The following is a 19388-nucleotide window of genomic DNA, read 5'->3' as shown; positions in this document are numbered from 1 at the left end:
CATGAGTGAGTTTCGTGTCCCCGCCCTGCGTATTCGTCAGGGTGAGAAGAGACAGCTTTACAGCTTGGCCATTGAAGGCAAACAAATCAGCAAAATTGCTGCGATTTCACGCATTCGACGCGGAGATGAGAACCTGGTTGGTTATCAGCGTCCGGAAGTACGTAGCCATATTAAGGAAATCCAGCGCTATATTGAAAGCGCGAATCCGATGATCCCCAACCCCGTCATTATCGCTTTCGATCAGCGCGTACGCTTTGAACCGCTGCTGGAAAACAGTGATATGGGGCATCTCGTTATTCCGTATTCTGAAGAGGCAAACTTCGACAAACCGGGGTTTATCGTTGATGGACAGCAACGTACAGCTGCGTTACGAGAAGCGGACATCAACTCTTTTATGATGCCGGTATCGGCATTTATCGCCAATGATGCAGAAGAACAACGCGAACAGTTTATGCTGGTGAACTCCACCAAACCGTTGCCTAAAACGCTGTTGTACGAACTGGCTCCGCATACGCATGGCCGCTTGCCTTCCGATCTACAACTGCGCAAATTCCCTTCACTGCTGACACAGCGTCTTAACTTTGGTGAGGGGCCATTGGCTGGGCGAATTAAGACTGCGACCAACCCGGACGGAGTGATTGCTGACAACTCAATGATCAAAATGATCGACTCTAGCCTACGTGAGGGAGCATTGTATCGCTTTCGTGACCCGGCAACTGGACTTGGCGATGAAGCCAAAATGGTCAAGTTGCTGAATAACTTCTGGTCTGCTGTAGAAACTGTGTTTACTGACGATTGGGATAAAAAACCTCGTTACTCTCGCTTGTTACACGGTGTGGGGATTCTTGCTCTCGGTAGCCTGATGGATGAAATTGATCAAGTGCATCAGGAGTACAAAGGGGAACCAGGATGGACCGAGATCCCTTCCTATTCCCGCTTTGTGGAAGAGTTAAATCGTATCAAGCCGCTTTGTGCATGGAGTAGTGGAGTGTGGAACTTAGGCACGGATATTGATGGTCAGCCTATTGTTCGTAAATGGAACGAACTGCAAAATCTTTCAAAAGATATATCTTTGGTTACTGACTATTTGGTAGCTAACTATATGAAAACTGTCAATGCAGATATTAAATAAGGGTGACAACCCAATTGGCATTAGAAGTATCGAGTGCTGATTATCGACGTGGGGGCTGCAGATATGGTGCAGAAGTTCAAATTCTGTGCAAGCGCCAGACAGCCCCCATGCTTTCATTCTTATCATCAAACGCTGACCTTGTTACGATATATGTTCGTAACTGATGAAAAATCAAGATTTTTTTGTTGAGATTTAGTCGTTTCACGAGTTTTGAAAGCCGGTAAATAAGTCATAGGCCGCACCGGATTACCCACCAATCCCCCTAAAAGTCATAGTAGACTAGTAACCGTGATCCCCCTCCTTGACAATCATCTTTACGGGTTGCAATGTATGACATTGTCCTTGTATTCAGTGATATTATACGTATAAAAAATCACCATTAATCAAAGGCTTTTAAAATCACTGTTACGCACAGCAAATTTATGGATGGATATATGCCCCTTGAAGTTGGCGATCTCGTTGACTCGCCTTATGGAATCGGCAAACTTATTCGCATTAACAATAATGATGCTCTAATTAAGTATTTCGATTCTCCCGTAAATTATGAAGGCATAGAGCAAACTGTTGAAGTAAAACACCTAAAAAAAGCCGAACTCCACGCGGAAAGTCTGGTTTATCGCTACGACTACGAGGTTGCACACTGGCAGATTGCACGTGTTGTTGGTGCCGTGCCTGGAGGGGTGCGTTTGCATTTTCCTAACAAGCAGCAGGAAGACGTCAGCTTAAATGATATCTTTGTGCGCTGGGATCGCCCTATCAGCGATGCTGCGGCCCTTCTGGCCGAGCGCATTACCTATACCCCCTTCTGGCAAGATGCCCGTCTAGCTTATCAGCATCAGATGCTGAAACAACGCAACGCTTGTGCTGGGATTACCTCTTCGCTGTCGTCCAGTATTGAACTCGAACCTTACCAGTTGGCCGTCGCGCGTCGGGTGTTATCTGACCCTATTCAACGCTATCTGTTGGCTGATGAAGTCGGCCTCGGGAAAACCATCGAAGCTGGGCTGATCGTGCGTCAACACGTCACGGAAAATCCGCTCACCCACTGCGTGGTGATTGTGGCGCCTGGAGTTCTGCACCGGCAGTGGCAGCAGGAACTTTCTGCACGTTTTCACCTGGAGGAACTGCTTAATAAGTCGATCCATATCATTGATATGGCCGCCTTCAGCACAGCGGACCCCCTGTCGTTCCGCCCCGATATGCTGGTGATTGACGAAGCTCATCAGGTCGGTGCCTGGGCATGGGATGCAGAGTACGAGCAGCGCTACGCTAGTGTGAACTACTTGGCGCAACAAAGTGAAAAATTGCTATTACTATCAGCGACACCCGTAACTGGCAATGAAAAGAACTTCTTGGCCATGCTGCATCTGCTGGATGCTAAAAATTACCCACTGACTGACACTGGCTTACAGAAATTTCAGCAGCGTATCCAGCAGCGCGAAGAAATAGGTTCACTGTTCTACGCGTTTAACTGTGATAACGACAACATGACGCTGGAAGAGAACCTGGAAGCGTTGACTAGGATGTTTCCTGAGGATGAAGTACTAAACGGGATGGCTTCACAGTTGCTTCCCCATTTAGATATGATGCAACCGCTGCGGAGTGAGGCGCGTGATCTGCTGATCAATAAAATCCGCCACTACATTGGTAACCGTTACCGTCTGCACCACCGCCTGCTACGCAACCGCCGTAGCAACCCCGCCATTAGTGTCCTGATGCCTGGCTTGTCCGGCCTATCACTAAAAAAATATGCCACGACGAACGCCAGCAACGACATGATGATCGCCTGGCGCGAATCGGCAATAATGATGCACCCACAAGACCCCACGTTGGCGGCAATTTATCAGTTACTGTTTGAAGCCGCTATCGCTACGCCGGAACTACTGGCCCGGCTTGCAAACTATCGCTTACAGCAGGAGTCACTTGGTGCCGCGCAGGGCTTTCTCTATAGTGATTCACAGCTCGCGCTGTTGCAGCATCCGCTGTTTGATGGCGAGAAGGAGATCCTGCTTGAGCTGATAGACCGCTGCAAAATGGAGTGTGACAGCAAGCGCCAGCGCTTAATTGATGTATTGGAAAAACTTCTGGATAGTAACGTCAGAGAACTCCCTTATATTGTGGTGTTCTGTGACCAGCCATGGGTAGCCGACCAGGTATTTACCGACCTGATGATACCATTTATTGGCAAAATCCAGCGCCATAATCCCGACAAAGAAGTGCGCTTTGGCAAGGGAAGCAAATGCCAGATCTTAGTGTGCGATCGCCGGGCTGAAGAAGGTGTCAATCTGCACGGCGGGCGCAAGATTGCGCTGCATTACGACTTGTTGCTGTCGCCTAACCGTATGGAACAGCGTCTTGGCCGCTTGAATCGCTACTGCGCGACTGAGAGTGCAACTACTATCCTCAGCATGGCGCTGGTGAGTGAAGCAGAGGGTCTGCAAAATCAGTGGCTGACTATTCTCAATGAAGTGTTCAATGTCTTCGAAGAGTCGATTGCAAGCCTACAATACTTGATTGATGAGGAATTACAGCGGCTTATTTCCAATCTTTACCCGCTGGGTGAAGAGAGCATGATGCAACTCAGTGCGCGTCTGGCTGGTGAAGATGGCCGCCTTACGGTGGAAAAGCAGCGCATCGAAATGCAGGAAGTCCTGCTGCAAATTGATGGCGATATCATCGAAGCCAGAGAGTATGCCGATGCACTGGCGGATATAGATGAGAATGAAGAGGAATTCCGCCGCTGCGCTCGTAATCTGATAGGTAATGTACTGAAATTCGATTTTATTCCAGATGAGAAAGATCCATCGATATTCCGCTATCGCTTCAACCCTGGTGATAGAGGGACGGGCACCTTAGTCAGCCCACAGCGCCTACAAAAACACTGCCTGCTGGGCTTTGATCTCAACCAATCTAGCGGAAGTTCGCCCATGACTTGGCCACTTAGCTACTACCGGGCTGATACCTCTCAGGGTAAAATCCGCCCGGCTCGCTTGGGTGAACCTTTCCATGATGCCATCCTACAAATGCTGGATTTTGAAGAACGCGGTGTTGCTAGCGCGATTATCCGCATCACACCAGGCATAGGCGATGAAAATATTTTTTTCCGCTACGATTTTCTGATTGAAGCTGATGTCAATACACCAGCACTGCAACGACTGGCCGACCATCTGATGCCTCCTGAAACCATTACCTTGTGGCTGGACCAGGCCGGCGAGCAGGTCACCAACGCAGAGGTGTTGATGATACTTAATGAAGACTATAAACCGAAGGATAAGGGCGGACGCCACCTAAATCTCAATGAGGAACGCTGGGCGCAGATCTCCCATTGCATCAGCGCTAAAGATTGGCGCACTTGGTGTAACGATAGCTATAGCATAGCCCAGCGACTGGCGGTGGAACAGTTCGCCACACAACAGGCTCTCAGCCTGAGCCGACTGGAACATTATCTAAGCAGCGCCGCGCTGCATCATGCTAACCGGCAGGAGACAGGGCAGATGCTGCGCCAGGGTATTGCACAGCCGAAAATGACCTGCCTGGCGACGCGTGCCTTAATCATTGCATCAGAAGCTATATTGGATGAGGACTCATAAACCGGATGAATCTGGCGCAACTGATTGATAATGATGTTATTTCATCAAGGTTGAGTGAGTGCCTGCTGCCAGAGGCGACTGCCGGACACCTCGACCGCCGGGCGTTGATCCGTGACTGGCTGTACCGGGAAAAACATGCCCACCACAACAATAACGAACTGACCGTCCCTGATGACAGCCACCCTGGTTGGCCAAGACAGGAGGAGTGGGAAGCCAGCGGTATTAACTGTCAACGACTAGGTCAGACCTTTCTGCTCAGCGCTGGCCCTGCTTGGTGTCCGCAGTGGCTGGAGCAGGGAAACGGCATGCCTTTTCTCGCCAGCGATCAGCACCAATTCTGCCGCCAGGACACTCGAGTACCGATGGACTATGTCCTGCGCCGTTACTTCAAGAAGGACAACTATATCAGCTATCAGGCACCGGGCCAGCGCGATGCGGTACGCCGGGCTCTGTTCGCCCCACCGGGCAGTACGCTGTTGGTCAATTTGCCCACTGGCACCGGGAAAACACTGGTAGCGCAAGCATTAGCTCTGACAGCCTCAGCTCCCGGGGCACTTTGTGTACTGATCGCCCCGACCACGGCGCTGGTGTTGGAGTTGGCTAGCCGTTTCCGGAAGTTACTGATTGAAGCAGGGAACAAAGCAGAATCTGTCACCGGCTGGTATAGCGGCTTACCGGCGCAGGATAAATATGATACGTACATGCGTATCCGTGTGGGTGAGCAGCGGCTGATCGTCACCTCTCCTGAAGCGACCTGCAGTTCCCTGCAGTTCGCCTTATTTGAAGCAGCAAAACAGGGAGGGCTGCGCCATGTTATTGTTGATGAAGCGCATATTGTCGCCAGCTGGGGGAACGACTTTCGCCCGCATTTCCAGCAACTTGGTGGCTTAATTCGTGGGCTGAAGCGCATCAGCCGTGAAGCGAATCTTACACCGTGCTCAACACTGCTGATGAGTGCGACTATCACCGAAGCCAGCCGTAAAATCCTGCGCGATACCTTCGATCAGGAGATGAGCGAAGTCCATGCCTGCCATCTGCGCCCGGAACCTGCTTACTGGTGTTATCGGGCAAAAGACCACAGCGACAAACGGGATAAGGTGCTGCAATCGCTGGCTCATGCGCCACGCCCGCTGATCCTCTACGTGACGCGACCGAAAGAAGCTGAAGAGTGGGCGCAACAGTTGCGTTTGCAGGGGTATCAGCGTTTGGCAACATTTACCGGTGATACACCGAGTGAAGTACGCCGAAGCCTGCTGGAAAAATGGGATAAAAACCAACTGGATATCATGATTGCGACCTCAGCATTTGGCGTAGGTATGGATAAAAACGACGTGCGCACAGTGATCCATGCCACAGTGCCGGAAAACATGGACCGCTTCTACCAGGAAGTGGGACGTGGTGGACGCGATGGCTATGCCTGCACCTCACTGCTAATTTACAATCATCAGGATGTCAAACAGGCAGAACATCTGTCCTCACAAAAGTTGATTGGTCTTGAGTTGGGCCTGGAACGCTGGAAAAAGTTATGGGGTAGTGCCGAATCGGTGGGCGACAACCTGTATCGTATTGATATAGAGAGGATCCATAGCGGCCTTAATTTCCGCAGCAAACAAAATAAATTATGGAACTTGCGTACCGTACTGATGATGGTGCGTGCAGGAGTGCTGGAACTGGATGCCGATCTACAAAACCCGCCAGACAAAAAAGACTTTGCCGATGTTAATCGCTACGAAGCGGCAAAAGAGCAAATCATCCGACAGAACGGAAATTCACTGGTAGTACGCATCCTGCGTAGTCACCACACCGGAGAAGAATTGTGGAAAACACGTATTATCCCTTCCCGTGAAGAGACGCTGCAAGCTGCAAGGGCTAACCATAATGCATTAATCAACTGGCTGCATACGCCACTGAGCAGACCGCTGTGCGAGGCACTTGTGGATCTCTACTCCATGGCGGAATTTATTCCGGGTCACGCCTGTGGTGGTTGCCCTGCCTGTCGCGATAATCAGGCGCTTACTAGTAATTATCCGAGCCCACCGACGCTGTTGCTTAACCCGCCAGCGTCGGTGGCACAGCAGGCGTTAAGCCGCTGGCAGGCGCTCAGCGGCCTATCTTACTCCAGTTGCTTTATCACCTATCCGCCAGTTAACGACGATGAGTGGGAACGTGAGAACTGGTATCACCGCATCGCGACGCTACTGGTGCAACTGTATCATAGAGGCATTGTCCAGCGCGTCTGGGCAGATCCTGCCTTGTTGCATAGTATATTTAGCGCCATTCCGCGCGGTGAGCGCCTGATCTTGTTGAGTGACGAATTGCCTGCACGTGATGAGCCAGTGCCGGATAACGATGTAATGGCCGAGTTGGCAGAGTTGGTACTTCCCACTCAAGAGTCCTGCGCCAATGGTTACCTGCCGCCTTTCAACCCAGCACCATTACAACTGACGCTGATCCCGCATGATATGCCCGATCCTCACCATCCTGGCGGGGCGCATTACGTTCTTCTCGATAATCACAATTGGATCACCATCGAACAACTTCAAAGGAAACTAGACAGTGTCGATTATCAATAATGCCCATGGTGGCAGCCAGTATGCCGTGCTGGCCGCATTTTATCAGGTGCTGAAAGCCAGCCCGAAGAACCAACTACCGCGTGAAAAGCTGATGGCGCTCTGTGCACCGGAAACATTGCAAACCGGCGACTCACAAAATGCACGTGGTAAAGCGTCTCAGGAATTAAGAGCATGGCTGGACTTGGGGTTACTGACGGAAGAAAAAGTAGAAGAGACAACACAAATCAGTTTCAACGCGAACTATTTCAGCACAAAAAGTATGCCGCTGCGCCAGGCTGCGCGCCGCTGTTTACAGGCACAGGAAAATAACAGTGACCTGAGCTCACGCGATGAACGCGCCGTCGACCTTACCCTTTTGGCTGCATTGCTGCTGGCGCTGGATGTCTATCAGAACGCAGAAATCAAATCGGGCAACCTTGAAGTGCTGGTGAACACGTTTATACCTGATTTTCGTATCAACAGTAATGAAATTGCTGTCGTTCCGGGGTATCTCAGTTGGCTGGGCTTTGCTCAACAACTCACTCGCGACAGTTACGCCATTGACCCCACCGATTCTATTCGTGAAGAGTTACCGTTCCTTATGCGTGTTGGCGAACAACTTTCCATCGGCGAAGTGCTGCAACGTCTTAATCGGGCGCTCCCGGTGCTAGATGGTGGCAGTTATCGCCAGCAGGTCGAGGAGCGTATCAGTCTGTATGGCTGGCACTCTCTTAGCCCTAACCGCCTTTCCACCTCGCTGTCGCGTGCGCTGCTGCGGCTTCAGCTTTCTGGAGTAATCAACATGAAGGCTGAGTCTGACGCCAGCGGCGCAATGCAGTTAACCGGCCGGAACGGCAGCGTGCTGCGTACCGTAACCCATCTGACCTTAAATGATGTGGGAGTCCACTAATGCCACAACTACAGAGCTACTGGCCCAGCGAGCAGAACGTTACTGCCTGCATCCTAACCGAGGCTGAGTCACTGGCTGACAGCCAGTTGCTGGCGGTGCATGAACCGATGCGTCTCGACCGCATTGAGTTTCAAAGTGGTAAGGTCACGCAGGTGGGAGAGGGGGCGCTGCTGGACTTTCTGCTTGAACATAACCGCCCGCTGCCGCTAATTGGCGCTTCTGGTGTGGGGAAATCCCACTTGGTACGCTGGGTTCATGCTCAGCTCAAACGTCGTGAAGATCATGCGAAATACCACATTATCCGCATCCCCAAAAATGCTTCTCTGCCACGTGTACTTGCCGCCATTCTGGAAGGTCTTGACGGCGAGGAGTATCAGAGTATTCGAGAAAAGGTTAACGGAGTTGGAAAGCAATTAATCCCCGAAAACGTTGCCGAACATATTGCTCTTAAATTGCGTCAAGCGCTAAACGCAGCATATACAGATGCCATTGAAGAGCTTCGCCAAGAAAAAATGGGAAAAATTCAGCTGGAAGAAAGCAGAAAAAAGCAGCTGGAAGAAATTCAACAACACGCAGCATCATCCCGACTGCCCGCGCTGTTTTTTGACAGCGTGATGACGCAGTATTTCACTGCTCCTGGCGCCTGTCTTCACAATATAGCGCAGCGCTTCTGCCAGGGAGCTAACGACGACAGTATTGCCAACTTGCGGTATGAAATGTCTGCGGAAGACTTCACCTTCAAAGGACTGGACTTCAGGCAGGTTTCACCAACAGTGCTTCCCTACCTGCGCAACCAACAGTTGCTTACCAGTGATGAAAAAAAGCAAGCAGCGGCTCGCGTTGTCAACGTGGTGCGCAGCCAGGCGTTAGAAGACACCTTCGTCGAACTATTTAGCTTTAACCGGGCCAATTTCCAGGATCTGATGCGTATGATCCGCCGACAGTTGCTGGCAGAAGGTCGCGACCTGATCCTTCTTGTGGAAGATCTTACCGCCACCTCGGCGATTGAAGATGTCCTGATCGCCTGTCTGATAGAGGAAGATGAGTACGACGGCAAAAAGGTTTTATGTACTCTAAGATCGATTATTGCGGTTACTGAGGGTCACGATAGCTTTAAGCGCCTACGTAATACACTAGGCACCCGCGCCCGCTACGAATGGGTGATCCAGCAGCATGCCAGCGAAAACGATGTCGCGCTGAAAAAACGCGTTATTGACTTTTGCGGCCGCTATCTCAACGCTGCCCGTCACGGCGCTGCTGCTCTGGAAACTTATCACCTCCAGCAGGACGCGCAGTGTTATCAGGAGATTCCTGTATGGCAGGATCAGGAGGTGCTGGAGAACGAATCTGCTGCGCCAGCGCTGGCCAGTTTTGGCAGCAGTAGCATTGGTCATCCGCTGTTTCCCTTCAACCCAGCAGCCATTGGGCAGTTGGTAGAACGACACTGCAAAGTTAAAGAACAAGGCCTAGTGTTTATCCCGCGTAATATTTTGCATGAAATTTTGCGCGAGCCACTGAAAAAGTATCGCCAGAATTATCTGGACGGGCAGTTCCCGCCATCACAATTTGCTGAGATTGTATGTAACCCGGCATTACAGCAGAGGGTACGCCTGGAAGGCCTCAGCCAGCCTGAGCGGATTAATTCACTGCTGGCTGTTTGGGGGGGAAATAGTACAAACCTGGCAGGTCTTACGCCCGCCATCTGTAAAGAGTTTGGTCTGCCGGATGCGGCAGTACTGTTGGGGGGCGGTGGTACGCCACCGGAACCAGCACCGGAACCAGCACCGGAACCTGTACCAGTACCGGAATCAGTACCGGCACCACCATCACCACTTGATGAATGGAAACTCGTGCTGGATAAATGGCACCAGAGCAAGACGCTCGAGCAAACCAGAGCCCGCGACATTCGTAAGTGGCTCCTGGAAGCGCTGAATGCCCGTATCGACTGGTCAACTGAGCTTATCCAGACCTCTCTCATGGCCAGCTCAGCAAAAACTCAGGGTAGGATCCACTTGCCCGGCGTGCTTGTAGGGAATCAGTCACATCCGCTGGTGAAGCTTGAAGATACTCCTGAGTTGCGTAGCGCCTGTCTGGCGATGGCGCACTTCAACCATTATCAGAGTTGGGATTATGACGGCAGTGAGATCGACTACGCCGCCTTTCATAGTTTCATGGATTGCATTGAGCACGAAGTAAAACTCAAGGTGTTGCAGGAAGAACGCGAGGAGCTTTCTAGTATCATCAACGATCTGCAGTTAAGTGGTGCATTCCTTGGGTTGGATGGATTATCAGCATCCCATCCGGCCACGCTGGTGCAGGCACTGTTAACGGAACCGCAAGTCGCAAACAGCAACCATACACTGCTGGATGAGTTCTTAACCCAAGCGCGCGATACCGTGATTGATGAGCATCTGAAACGTCGCGAGCGTTTAATCGCGCTTACGGCGGCGAAAAAACCGGGTGCTCAGCCGTATGCTATTAACGGCTTAATGCTGGTGGAGGCGTCTAAGAAACAACCGCCAGACGCTGGCAAACAACCGGGCAAGATCCATGAAGTCAAAAGTAAGCTCGGTGGCTACCGCACCCTGCTATTGAAGACCCAAGAGAGCATCACTGAACGCCTGAGCGACGGCAACAGCGCCAGCCTGGCAGCGGTGAACCTCTGCGACACCATGAAGGAGATAGTCGAACTGGCGAATAGCGCGGACGTCGCCCGTCCAATGGGTGAAACTGTACCGGTACTGCTGAAGCTGCTGAAGAGCTGGAAAGATCCAGAGCTGAAAAAACTGATCAGACAACTGGAAAAACTGACGTTGCCAGCCGATAACTCGCACATGTTGATGAGAGAGATCCTTGCCATCAATGGCGAGCAGTTTGAGGCGTTTCGACAGTTATTAGAGACTTGGGGCAAGTTCGAAGACGCCACCGACAAGTATGTGCAACAGCGTATAAGCGATAAGGGCGGAGACCAAATTGAGGATGCCGAAAACCAAGTTACAGATACCCTGGCAAACCTGGCTGAACAGTTAACGCTGCTGGAGGCGGACTTATCATGAGTGAAGTAAACATCAATGACGTGGTAACTCCCGTAGCCAGCGTACCGGAAGAACGCGATATTTTTGCACGGCGCAGCGGTGATTTTAAAGCACGCCTTCAACGCTACCAACAAATGGAGAAAGCTCAGGATATCCGCGATAACCTGCTGCGGATAGCAAAAAAAATCGATACTCCGACCCAAACACTAGCACAGGCCCTCTGTAGCTATAGGGTGTTAAGGCAGGTCCGCGACAATGAAACGGGTAAGCCGATTGTTGGTCCGTTTGACAGTGCGACTTTCGGCAATCCACAAATCCTGCTGACGGCCTTTTGCCAGCAGTACGCGACGCATAAACATGATGTTGAGCAAGAGGGTGAACTTGCCCTGCTTACTCAAGAAATTAGGCGCTTAGCCAGCGAACTCAGCACGCACACCACCGCGGCGTGGGTTAACTATATTCGCGGATTAAAAGCGCAGTGGGAAGTGGATCAGAGACTGTTCAGTAACTTGGCGCATCAGGAAGGACAACGAAAAGTACAACAGCACTACAGTGATCTCGTGGAAAAGTTCACCAGCAGTAGCCGGGGGCTGCCGAAAACCATTGAAGAATTTGAGACGGTGGGAGACCTGCATGAGAAACTCTGCAAGCAACGCGGATCACTTAAGCTGGATGTGCCAGAAGAGGTCAATCTCTTCCTCAAAGCCGTAGCCGGGCAAGGTGCCACGCTCGATATGTTGACGCCTAATGTACTCAGTTGGCTGACTGAAGAAGACGACCCGACGCGCTATCGTATAAGACGCCTGTAAGGAGCCGTAGTTTCAATGGAACAGATTATTCGCGCAGTACTTGATGGGCTGGAGTCGCAGGAGGCGGTACTGCTAACTTGGGGTAACACACAAGGTTTTTTCACTGAGACCGAGCTCCGTAATACTATTTCTCAGGTCCTACAGAACCACCCGCTCGACGCCAACGGCCTAACTAGTTTTGGCATAGCGAAAGTTATGATCGATCGCGGATTGCTACTGCGCCACCATCAAAATGGCTTTTCGGTGTTTCGTACCCGCATGGCTGAGTCAGTGCGGCTTTATAGCCAGTTACGGCAGATGTTCCCCAAACATGGCCGAGGTAATAATTGGCGTACTGCGGCGACTCTGGTATCTGACTACCGCTTTCTACGCCGCCAGCGCAAATATCCCAAGCGCAACCTGCAGCCTATAGAGGTGTTTCACCAACTTGATGAAATTGATGGTTTTACTCCTATACACCACCAGTTACTATCGACGCTGATCAGCCATCCGGGGGGAATGTACAACCTTGCGCGTTTTCAGTTGGAATCCTGCAAAAACGTTCTACGTGGGATACAACAAAGCAAGCATCGTTCGACTGCGACCATTGTTTGTGCCGGGACTGGGACCGGTAAAACGCTGGCATTCTATCTTCCAGCCTTGACCTTTATCGGTAGCGAACTGGTCGCTAGGAAGAAAGACTCGGTGAAAGCACTGGCTATCTATCCGCGTAATGAACTGTTGAAGGACCAGTTTATAGAGACATTGCGCCAGACTCGTAAGTTGAACGATGAATTAGCTAAGAATGGAGTGCGCAAGATACGAATCGCCGCACTATTCGGCATGGTGCCAACGAAAAAAGAAACCATCCATCGTGAATATATGAAAAGTGCCTGGAGTCGTCATCGCAATGGCATGGCTTGTCTCTACATTCCCTGTCCAACTGAGAAATGCCGCGGCAAAATGGTTTGGCGCGCCGCCGACTACGATAAGGGCTACGAGCGACTGCATTGCGATAGTTGTAGCCAGACTATTGAGCCTGATGAGGTTATTTTAACTCGCACACGGATGAAGGTTGAACTACCTGATATTCTTTTTACCAGTACTGAAATGCTGAATAAACAGATGGGTAATCCCTTTCTTGCTTCGTTATTTGGTATTGGAAAAAATATTATCCCTCCATCATTGATGCTGCTTGATGAAGTACATACATATTCAGGTATCAGTGGTGCACAGAACGGTATGTTAATCCGCCGTTGGCGGCATCTGTCCGGAGCCACGCCACACTTTGTTGGGTTATCTGCGACGCTAGAACAGGCTACTCGCTTTATGGGGGCTCTGACCGGTCTGGCAGAACATCTTGTGGTGGAAGTTAGTCCGAATGAGGACGATATGGAAACAGAAGGTGCTGAGTATATGCTGGCGCTTAGGGGCGATCCGGCTTCTCGATCCAGTCTTCTGTCCACTACGATTCAGACCTCCATGCTTACCAAACGTATGCTCGATAATGCAACATCAGTTGCCAGCAAAGGTATTTATGGTACGCGCAGTTTCGTCTTTACAGATGATATGGATGTCATTAACCGACTCTACTTTCAACTCCTGGACGCGGAGGGCCGTTACTCAAATGGCAATATTAATGCCAGAAAAGAACCGCTAGCGATGCTGCGCGGTGATGCGCCTAATGAAGAGAAATTTACCTTTGGTCAGCAATGGCCACTATCCAAAGTTATTGGGCACACACTTGATTCTGCTGACCGTAGTAACGTCAAGCGAACCTCTTCGCAGGATGCTGGGGTCGATCTTGTTGCGGATCTTATTGTAGCTACAGCCTCGCTGGAGGTCGGTTTTAACGATCCTAACGTCGGAGCAGTGATTCAGCATAAAGCGCCGCGTGATAACGCTCAGTTTTTACAGCGGAAAGGACGTGCGGGACGTCAACGTGTTATGCGACCGTGGACTGTTGTGGTGCTTTCCGACTATGGACGCGATCGCATAGCATTTCAATGTTACGAAAACCTGTTCGAACCGGTATTGAAAGCAAAACAATTACCTATTGGTAATAGCTACGTACTGCGTATGCAGGCCGCTTATGCAACGATGGACTGGCTTTCAAGTCGTAATAAATATCTCAAAGAGTGGAATAGTGGTATTTGGGATGACCTGTCCATCCCGCAGGATAATGGCAAGATCTCTAACGCCCAGTTAAAACTAGCTGATATTATTGAAGAACTTTTGTGTAATCAAAAAACTCAGCAGGTTTTCAATGAATGGCTGGCTGAAGCGTTGGGCATTAAGGAAAACAACCAGTTGCAATCATTGCTATGGCAACCACCGCGCGCAATAATGACTGCGTTTTTGCCAACGGTATTAAGAAGGCTTCGCTCTAACTGGTCACGTCTTGGTGTTGAACAGGCCGATAATTGCCGTAAAGGCATACCCATGCCGGATTTTATTCCGTCTGCGCTGTTTAACGATCTTTGCTTGCCTGAGTTGCAAATTAACCTGCCAAATGAGGTTGGTAAAGAACCTGAGCCGCAAACTATGCCGATTTTACAGGGAATGAAAGATTTCGCCCCTGGTCGTATTAGCAAGCGTTTTGCCATTAAAAACATTCGAGAACGTCACTGGGTAGTGCCAAAAAATTTAGATCTGAAAGACGGAACGCATCTTTTCCCTATTGATGATTATTGCCCACCAGACAAACGTGAAAGCATGCCAGATGGCCATATTACCACTCGCAGTGGTATGAAGACTATTCCCTGCTTCCGCGCTTGGGATGTGTCGACCAGCATTCCACCGGATGAATTAAAACTTAGTGAAACCTCAAATGCGTTCCTGACTTGGCATAGTGAGATTCGTCCTCCTCAGCGTGGTATCCAGGCAGAAGTGCCATCCAATAATATTTGGGAGAGAATATTCCAGCAGGTGGAGTTTTACACTCATCAACAACACTGCCCTATTGAGGCAGTACGTTTTGCCACCGGTTCAAAAGCCAATATAAAATTCAGCGATCAGCGAGATGATTTGCAGATTAATTTTAAATTTGAACATGAGGGTAAACCTGCTGCCTTTGGCTTCTCATTATGGGTTGATGCGGTGAGATTCCAGTATCAGATACCTAATTTTGATCTTGCCAATATTAGCAATAACTTGGAATTGATGGCTGGGTTACGTACAGCGCGTTTCATGTATGAAGTCAGCAACGATGATGCTATTAGTACTAACTCTTTCTTGGGGGGATGGCTAGCAGAAACTGTACTGGCAGGCATTGGCTGTGAAGCAGTTTTGAAAGATTGTTCGCTAGAACAGGCGTTTTACGCACTGCAACAAAATGTTGCTCAAATTCCTTTATTTGACGTTCCCGCACGAATCTTCCAGACACTCCATGATGTGCAGACGGGAGAGGAAGTTGAGCAGGATCTACAGCATAGTCTGCGTGAATTACTTTCCCAGGCCCCCGTAATGGCAAAAATAGCCGATTGGGCTGAATTACTCTGGCAGCCCTTGGATGATAATTGGCTGGATTGGTTCACCTTTAACTTCACTAACACTTTGGGTGCGGCGTTGCTGCAAACTGCAATGCAACTGTGCCCGGATGCTGACGAGAACGATCTTATCCTTGATCTCAGTGGGGGGCCGATTCGTACTGAGTATTTGGGTCCAGGGATGCATGAAATCTGGTTATCAGAAACCACCGTCGGTGGCGGTGGAATCATTGAAAGAATTCAACATATTTATCGTGAGGATCCGCGCCGCTTTTTTGAACTGTTGGACTTCAATCTTCGCCCAGGCGATTATGAGACAATGGATAATAATGTCTGGCATCTATTGCAGAATTTGGCGATTCCGACATCACCACTGCCTGCTCGTATGGACGAGATGCGTCTTGCGAATAGCCACGTTAGCCAGATTCAGGCACAGCGCAATCTATTGGGAGAGTTGCAGCGCAGTGGGTTTATGACCAGCCATAGCTTCCTGTCAGCGATCAATACCCGCTTACTACGGCCAGGAACCGATGCCAGTAGTGACTTCTTTATGCTGCAATTGCAACAAGAATGGAGAAAGCATGAGAAGCGATTAGGCATTGAATTACCGCAACGCGTGTTTGCTTTTACCTGTAGTCAGTCCAGTTTACTTGATCAGCAATTAAGACAAGCTAGCCAAGGGCAGCACAATCTGGAGAGTTGGCGATTTAATACTTGTAATGGCCTATTGTGGCCACGTGGTTATACAATCCGCGACAACTGGCTTACTTGGTACAATCCCTACAGCTTTGCTGGACCAACTGAGCGCCTACTGTTGGCACATGTGGTGCAGCACAGCTGCGCCCAAGTGGCACTCAGCCAAACCGACTGGATTCAAAAGTGTCACCATCATCTGGAGAATGATGGTAAATGTGAGTTATTGGCTGAACTGGGAGATGCACTTAATGAGGCCATCGCTACTTTATTGGTCACCCCAGTAGAAATGTACGGGTTATTCTTCTATCCCCGCGTTAGTGCCCTGCGCCGACACAATAATGATACCTTCGTCATTATTGAAATCCCGGAGGCTATCCAATGAATACCCGGCGTATTTTTAAATCCAGATCCTCCCGCCAAAGTGAAGTGATGGATGTACTCAGTTCCTTGCTTGTTGCTGAGATCGTTCAGCCAAGCGCGGAGTTGTGGCTTGTCTCGCCTTGGATCACCGATCTTGATCTACTGGATAATCGTACTGGGTGTTTTGATTACCTCGAACCTGCTTGGGGACAGCGTATGGTACAGACTTCAGAACTGCTGGCGCGTGCAGTTGCCAATGGTTGTTCGCTGAAGGTGATGACCAACGAAACCCAGCATAACGCTCGTTTTATCAGACAGCTAACTGAACGCGTAGCTAACTACGGTATGTTGGATAGCCTATTCATTGGTCAGAAACAGGAGTTGCATACCAAAGGGGTTCTGGGTGACCATTTCTTCTTGAGCGGATCGATGAATCTGACGATTGGTGGGATTGTGATTAATGACGAACAGATCAATCTGACCACAGACAAAACCGCGATTGTACAGGCTTCACTGGTATTCAATGACTATTACCAACCTGTACAGGGAGGGGGGGTATGAATATCAAAGGCAGCGAGCAACTACTGCGTAACTTTTTCGATGGGGATGAAAATATCATCTCTTGGGAAAAAATTGAGAGTGAGCAGTTGGAAAAATCTACTTTACGGCGTTTGAAGCCGTGGATTGAGGATGTCAGGAGCGGATGTTTCCCTGTGATCCTGCCGCGCGTCATGAAGGGCTGCAATGATAAAGTTACTTGGTATGCTATAGCCGATGAAGAACGAAACTACGCAGAGCTAGGTGAATTGATAGATTCACATGTAGGTACATCATGGTCGGATTTTAACCGCCAGCGTATTATGCTGAATCCAAATAGTTCAGTAGAAAAAGCATTGATCGAGCACTATGGCGATAGTGTATATAAGTTTAGCTCGCTCTCGCGACCTATGATTCTGGAGGTTTTTAAAGGCATTGAGCGTCTGCGCCTCCAACTTGCTAACCGACCGAGCCATCATCACGCACTTTTACGCCCGCGTGGTCGTATCCTGCGAGACATTAGAGCTGCGCTGCGTCGCCATGATGTGCCGCAAACACGTATCTACTTGCAAGAGTTGCGTGATGCCGGTGGCATCGGCCATATCAACGAGTTATTTATTGAGCTGCGTTGTTTGGCAATGGAAAAGGACGCCAAAAGTTTACTTGAATCGCCTGAGCTACGCAGGGTGATGGATATACCACATCCTTTAGTGCTAGCTGAAGAAGTGATGGCGGTGCTTTATCAGCAGATGCTACTAAAGTATGAACTTGAAGAAGACTTGGCAGCCCAACGCAGGGTCTTTAATGATTATTTGGCAAATAGTGTGCCGCGCTTATTCCTGGTGATACAGGGGATTCGCACTCCAGCAGCGGTTAAAAATACTCTTCTGTGGCTTCTTTCCGATACTCATAGTGCGCCTTCAAGGTTGAAGGAGCAGGCACATCAATTAGTGGCCGGGATGGAGGGAGCATCGGACAATGACCGTTTCTGGATCAGCCAATTGCTGGCAGCCTTCCCTAATGAAATAAATTCTTTTCGGCCTATCAAAGACATTGATGAGTTGCTTGTTTTGGCTGATGAACATCCGGAAAGCACACTGGAAGAATTGGTATTACTGCCTGTTAGCGCACCTGGTGTAGCTATCGCGTTGCAATGCGCTTGGGTTGTGGGCAGTACAGGAGCAGCTGTAAAAGCTATTAGCTATTTGCAGCAGTTGGTGCAACAGGAACGAGATTTGTTGTTGGCAAAACCGACTTTTCAGCGTTACTACGCAGAGTTGCAGACATTTTTACCTGTCACGCTCGCAGTAGAGAATGCAGTTGGGTTCAATAACTGGCAGGACTGGTTACAGAAAGTGCTAGAGGATCCTCTGTGGGTGCGAGCAATTGAAGCCGTAGAACAGACTAGCCATAAATGGCCTACAAGTGCACTCGAGACAGAGGTATTCATTTCGCTACTTGATAAGAGCGATGATCGTACAGGCATGATCTTGCGTGATGCTATCCCTGTTCTACTTGAATGGCTGGATAACCATCAGGGTGAGGCTTCATGGCAACCTGTCAGGTTAGCGTTATTGCAGCAATTAGTATTAGATGACAACAGTTCCCGTGAAGATGTCATTATTGCTTGCGATCTGGCTCGCGGTTACTTAGAAGGGGACATAAATGCGAACGACTATCGTGAATTGATAGAAAACCTACAGGTTATGATTGAGAGTTCCGGCACGAATAGTGCTAGTGCGTGGCTGGATATACTTGAACTCTTTCTTATCTATCCAACCGTTGACAAGCTTGCCAGAGAGCAATTATTCAGCTTGGTATACAGCAAGTTCTATAGTAACCCATTCCGTTATAGCAAATTGCAATGGAATCTATTAGCTCAGTTTTCTGAAGAGTGCGGTCTTGTATTTGAAATTCCTCTTCAGGCCACAGATGAAAATAATGAAGGAATTTCGGGGGAAGTTCAGGCAGGGGCAACGCTGAATAATAAAGTTGTAGGCATTTATACTTTAACTGAGCCGGTAGCACAGCGAGTGAAAAAACAACTTCTAGCCGATTACCCTCATGCGGATATTCGTCTCAATAGTGATAAAGGCGGAACGACAATTCTACGCTCTTTGGCTAAGGAGGCGGATTTATTTGTTTTTGCTTGGCTTAGTTCGAAACATTCAGCTTATTACGCAATAAAAGAAGAACGTGGTGAAAAACCTTTTCTACAACCTTCGGGGAAAGGCAGCACCAGCATGCTAGACTGTATTCGCACCTATCTAAAGGGATTGTCAGCATAAATAATCTTGGGT

9 protein-coding genes are annotated in these 19388 nt (G+C 49.5%); all 9 read left to right on the top strand.

Features of this window, described 5'->3' with window-relative positions; translation table 11 throughout:
* Position 1 precedes the first annotated feature (1 nt).
* The 9 genes from dbpB (at position 2) to dpdD (ending at position 19376) form a co-directional block, all read left to right on the top strand.
* Complete coding sequence (dbpB, locus tag R0140_RS24180; protein WP_064176326.1) at positions 2 to 1132, top strand: DGQHR domain-containing protein DpdB; 1131 nt, start codon at positions 2 to 4, stop codon at positions 1130 to 1132.
* 434 nt (positions 1133 to 1566) lie between these two features.
* Entirely contained in the window at positions 1567 to 4722 is a 3156-nt protein-coding gene (gene dpdE, locus R0140_RS24175; protein ID WP_064176327.1) for a protein DpdE, read from the top strand.
* Positions 4723 to 4727: 5 nt separating this feature from the next.
* Positions 4728 to 7295, top strand: a complete 2568-nt coding sequence (gene dpdF, locus R0140_RS24170) for a protein DpdF (RefSeq protein WP_086512164.1) — start codon at positions 4728 to 4730, stop codon at positions 7293 to 7295.
* Positions 7279 to 8184, top strand: coding sequence for a protein DpdG (gene dpdG, locus R0140_RS24165; RefSeq protein ID WP_000022531.1), 906 nt, complete (start codon positions 7279 to 7281; stop codon positions 8182 to 8184). The genes dpdF and dpdG overlap by 17 nt, the downstream gene beginning before the upstream one ends.
* The gene (gene dpdH, locus R0140_RS24160) at positions 8184 to 11240 is read left to right on the top strand and encodes a protein DpdH (RefSeq protein ID WP_064176328.1); all 3057 of its coding nucleotides are present in this window, start codon (positions 8184 to 8186) and stop codon (positions 11238 to 11240) included. The genes dpdG and dpdH overlap by 1 nt, the downstream gene beginning before the upstream one ends.
* The gene (locus R0140_RS24155) at positions 11237 to 12028 is read left to right on the top strand and encodes a hypothetical protein (protein ID WP_064176329.1); all 792 of its coding nucleotides are present in this window, start codon (positions 11237 to 11239) and stop codon (positions 12026 to 12028) included. Before dpdH ends, R0140_RS24155 begins: the two co-directional genes overlap by 4 nt.
* A 15-nt stretch (positions 12029 to 12043) precedes the next feature.
* Positions 12044 to 16573, top strand: a complete 4530-nt coding sequence (gene dpdJ / locus R0140_RS24150; protein ID WP_317703916.1) for a protein DpdJ — start codon at positions 12044 to 12046, stop codon at positions 16571 to 16573.
* Positions 16570 to 17112 carry a phospholipase D-like domain-containing protein DpdK gene (gene dpdK, locus R0140_RS24145; RefSeq protein ID WP_064176331.1) on the top strand — a complete coding sequence of 181 codons (543 nt, stop codon included), beginning with the start codon at positions 16570 to 16572 and terminating at the stop codon, positions 17110 to 17112. Before dpdJ ends, dpdK begins: the two co-directional genes overlap by 4 nt.
* Complete coding sequence (gene dpdD / locus R0140_RS24140; RefSeq protein WP_172749414.1) at positions 17109 to 19376, top strand: protein DpdD; 2268 nt, start codon at positions 17109 to 17111, stop codon at positions 19374 to 19376. Before dpdK ends, dpdD begins: the two co-directional genes overlap by 4 nt.
* Positions 19377 to 19388: the final 12 nt, after the last annotated feature.

This window comes from Klebsiella sp. w6 (genome assembly GCF_033100215.1).
GTDB classification, from domain to species: domain Bacteria; phylum Pseudomonadota; class Gammaproteobacteria; order Enterobacterales; family Enterobacteriaceae; genus Klebsiella; species Klebsiella variicola.
The sequence above is the reverse complement of the archived record's forward strand: the minus strand, read 5'-3'. Positions and strand labels throughout refer to the sequence as shown.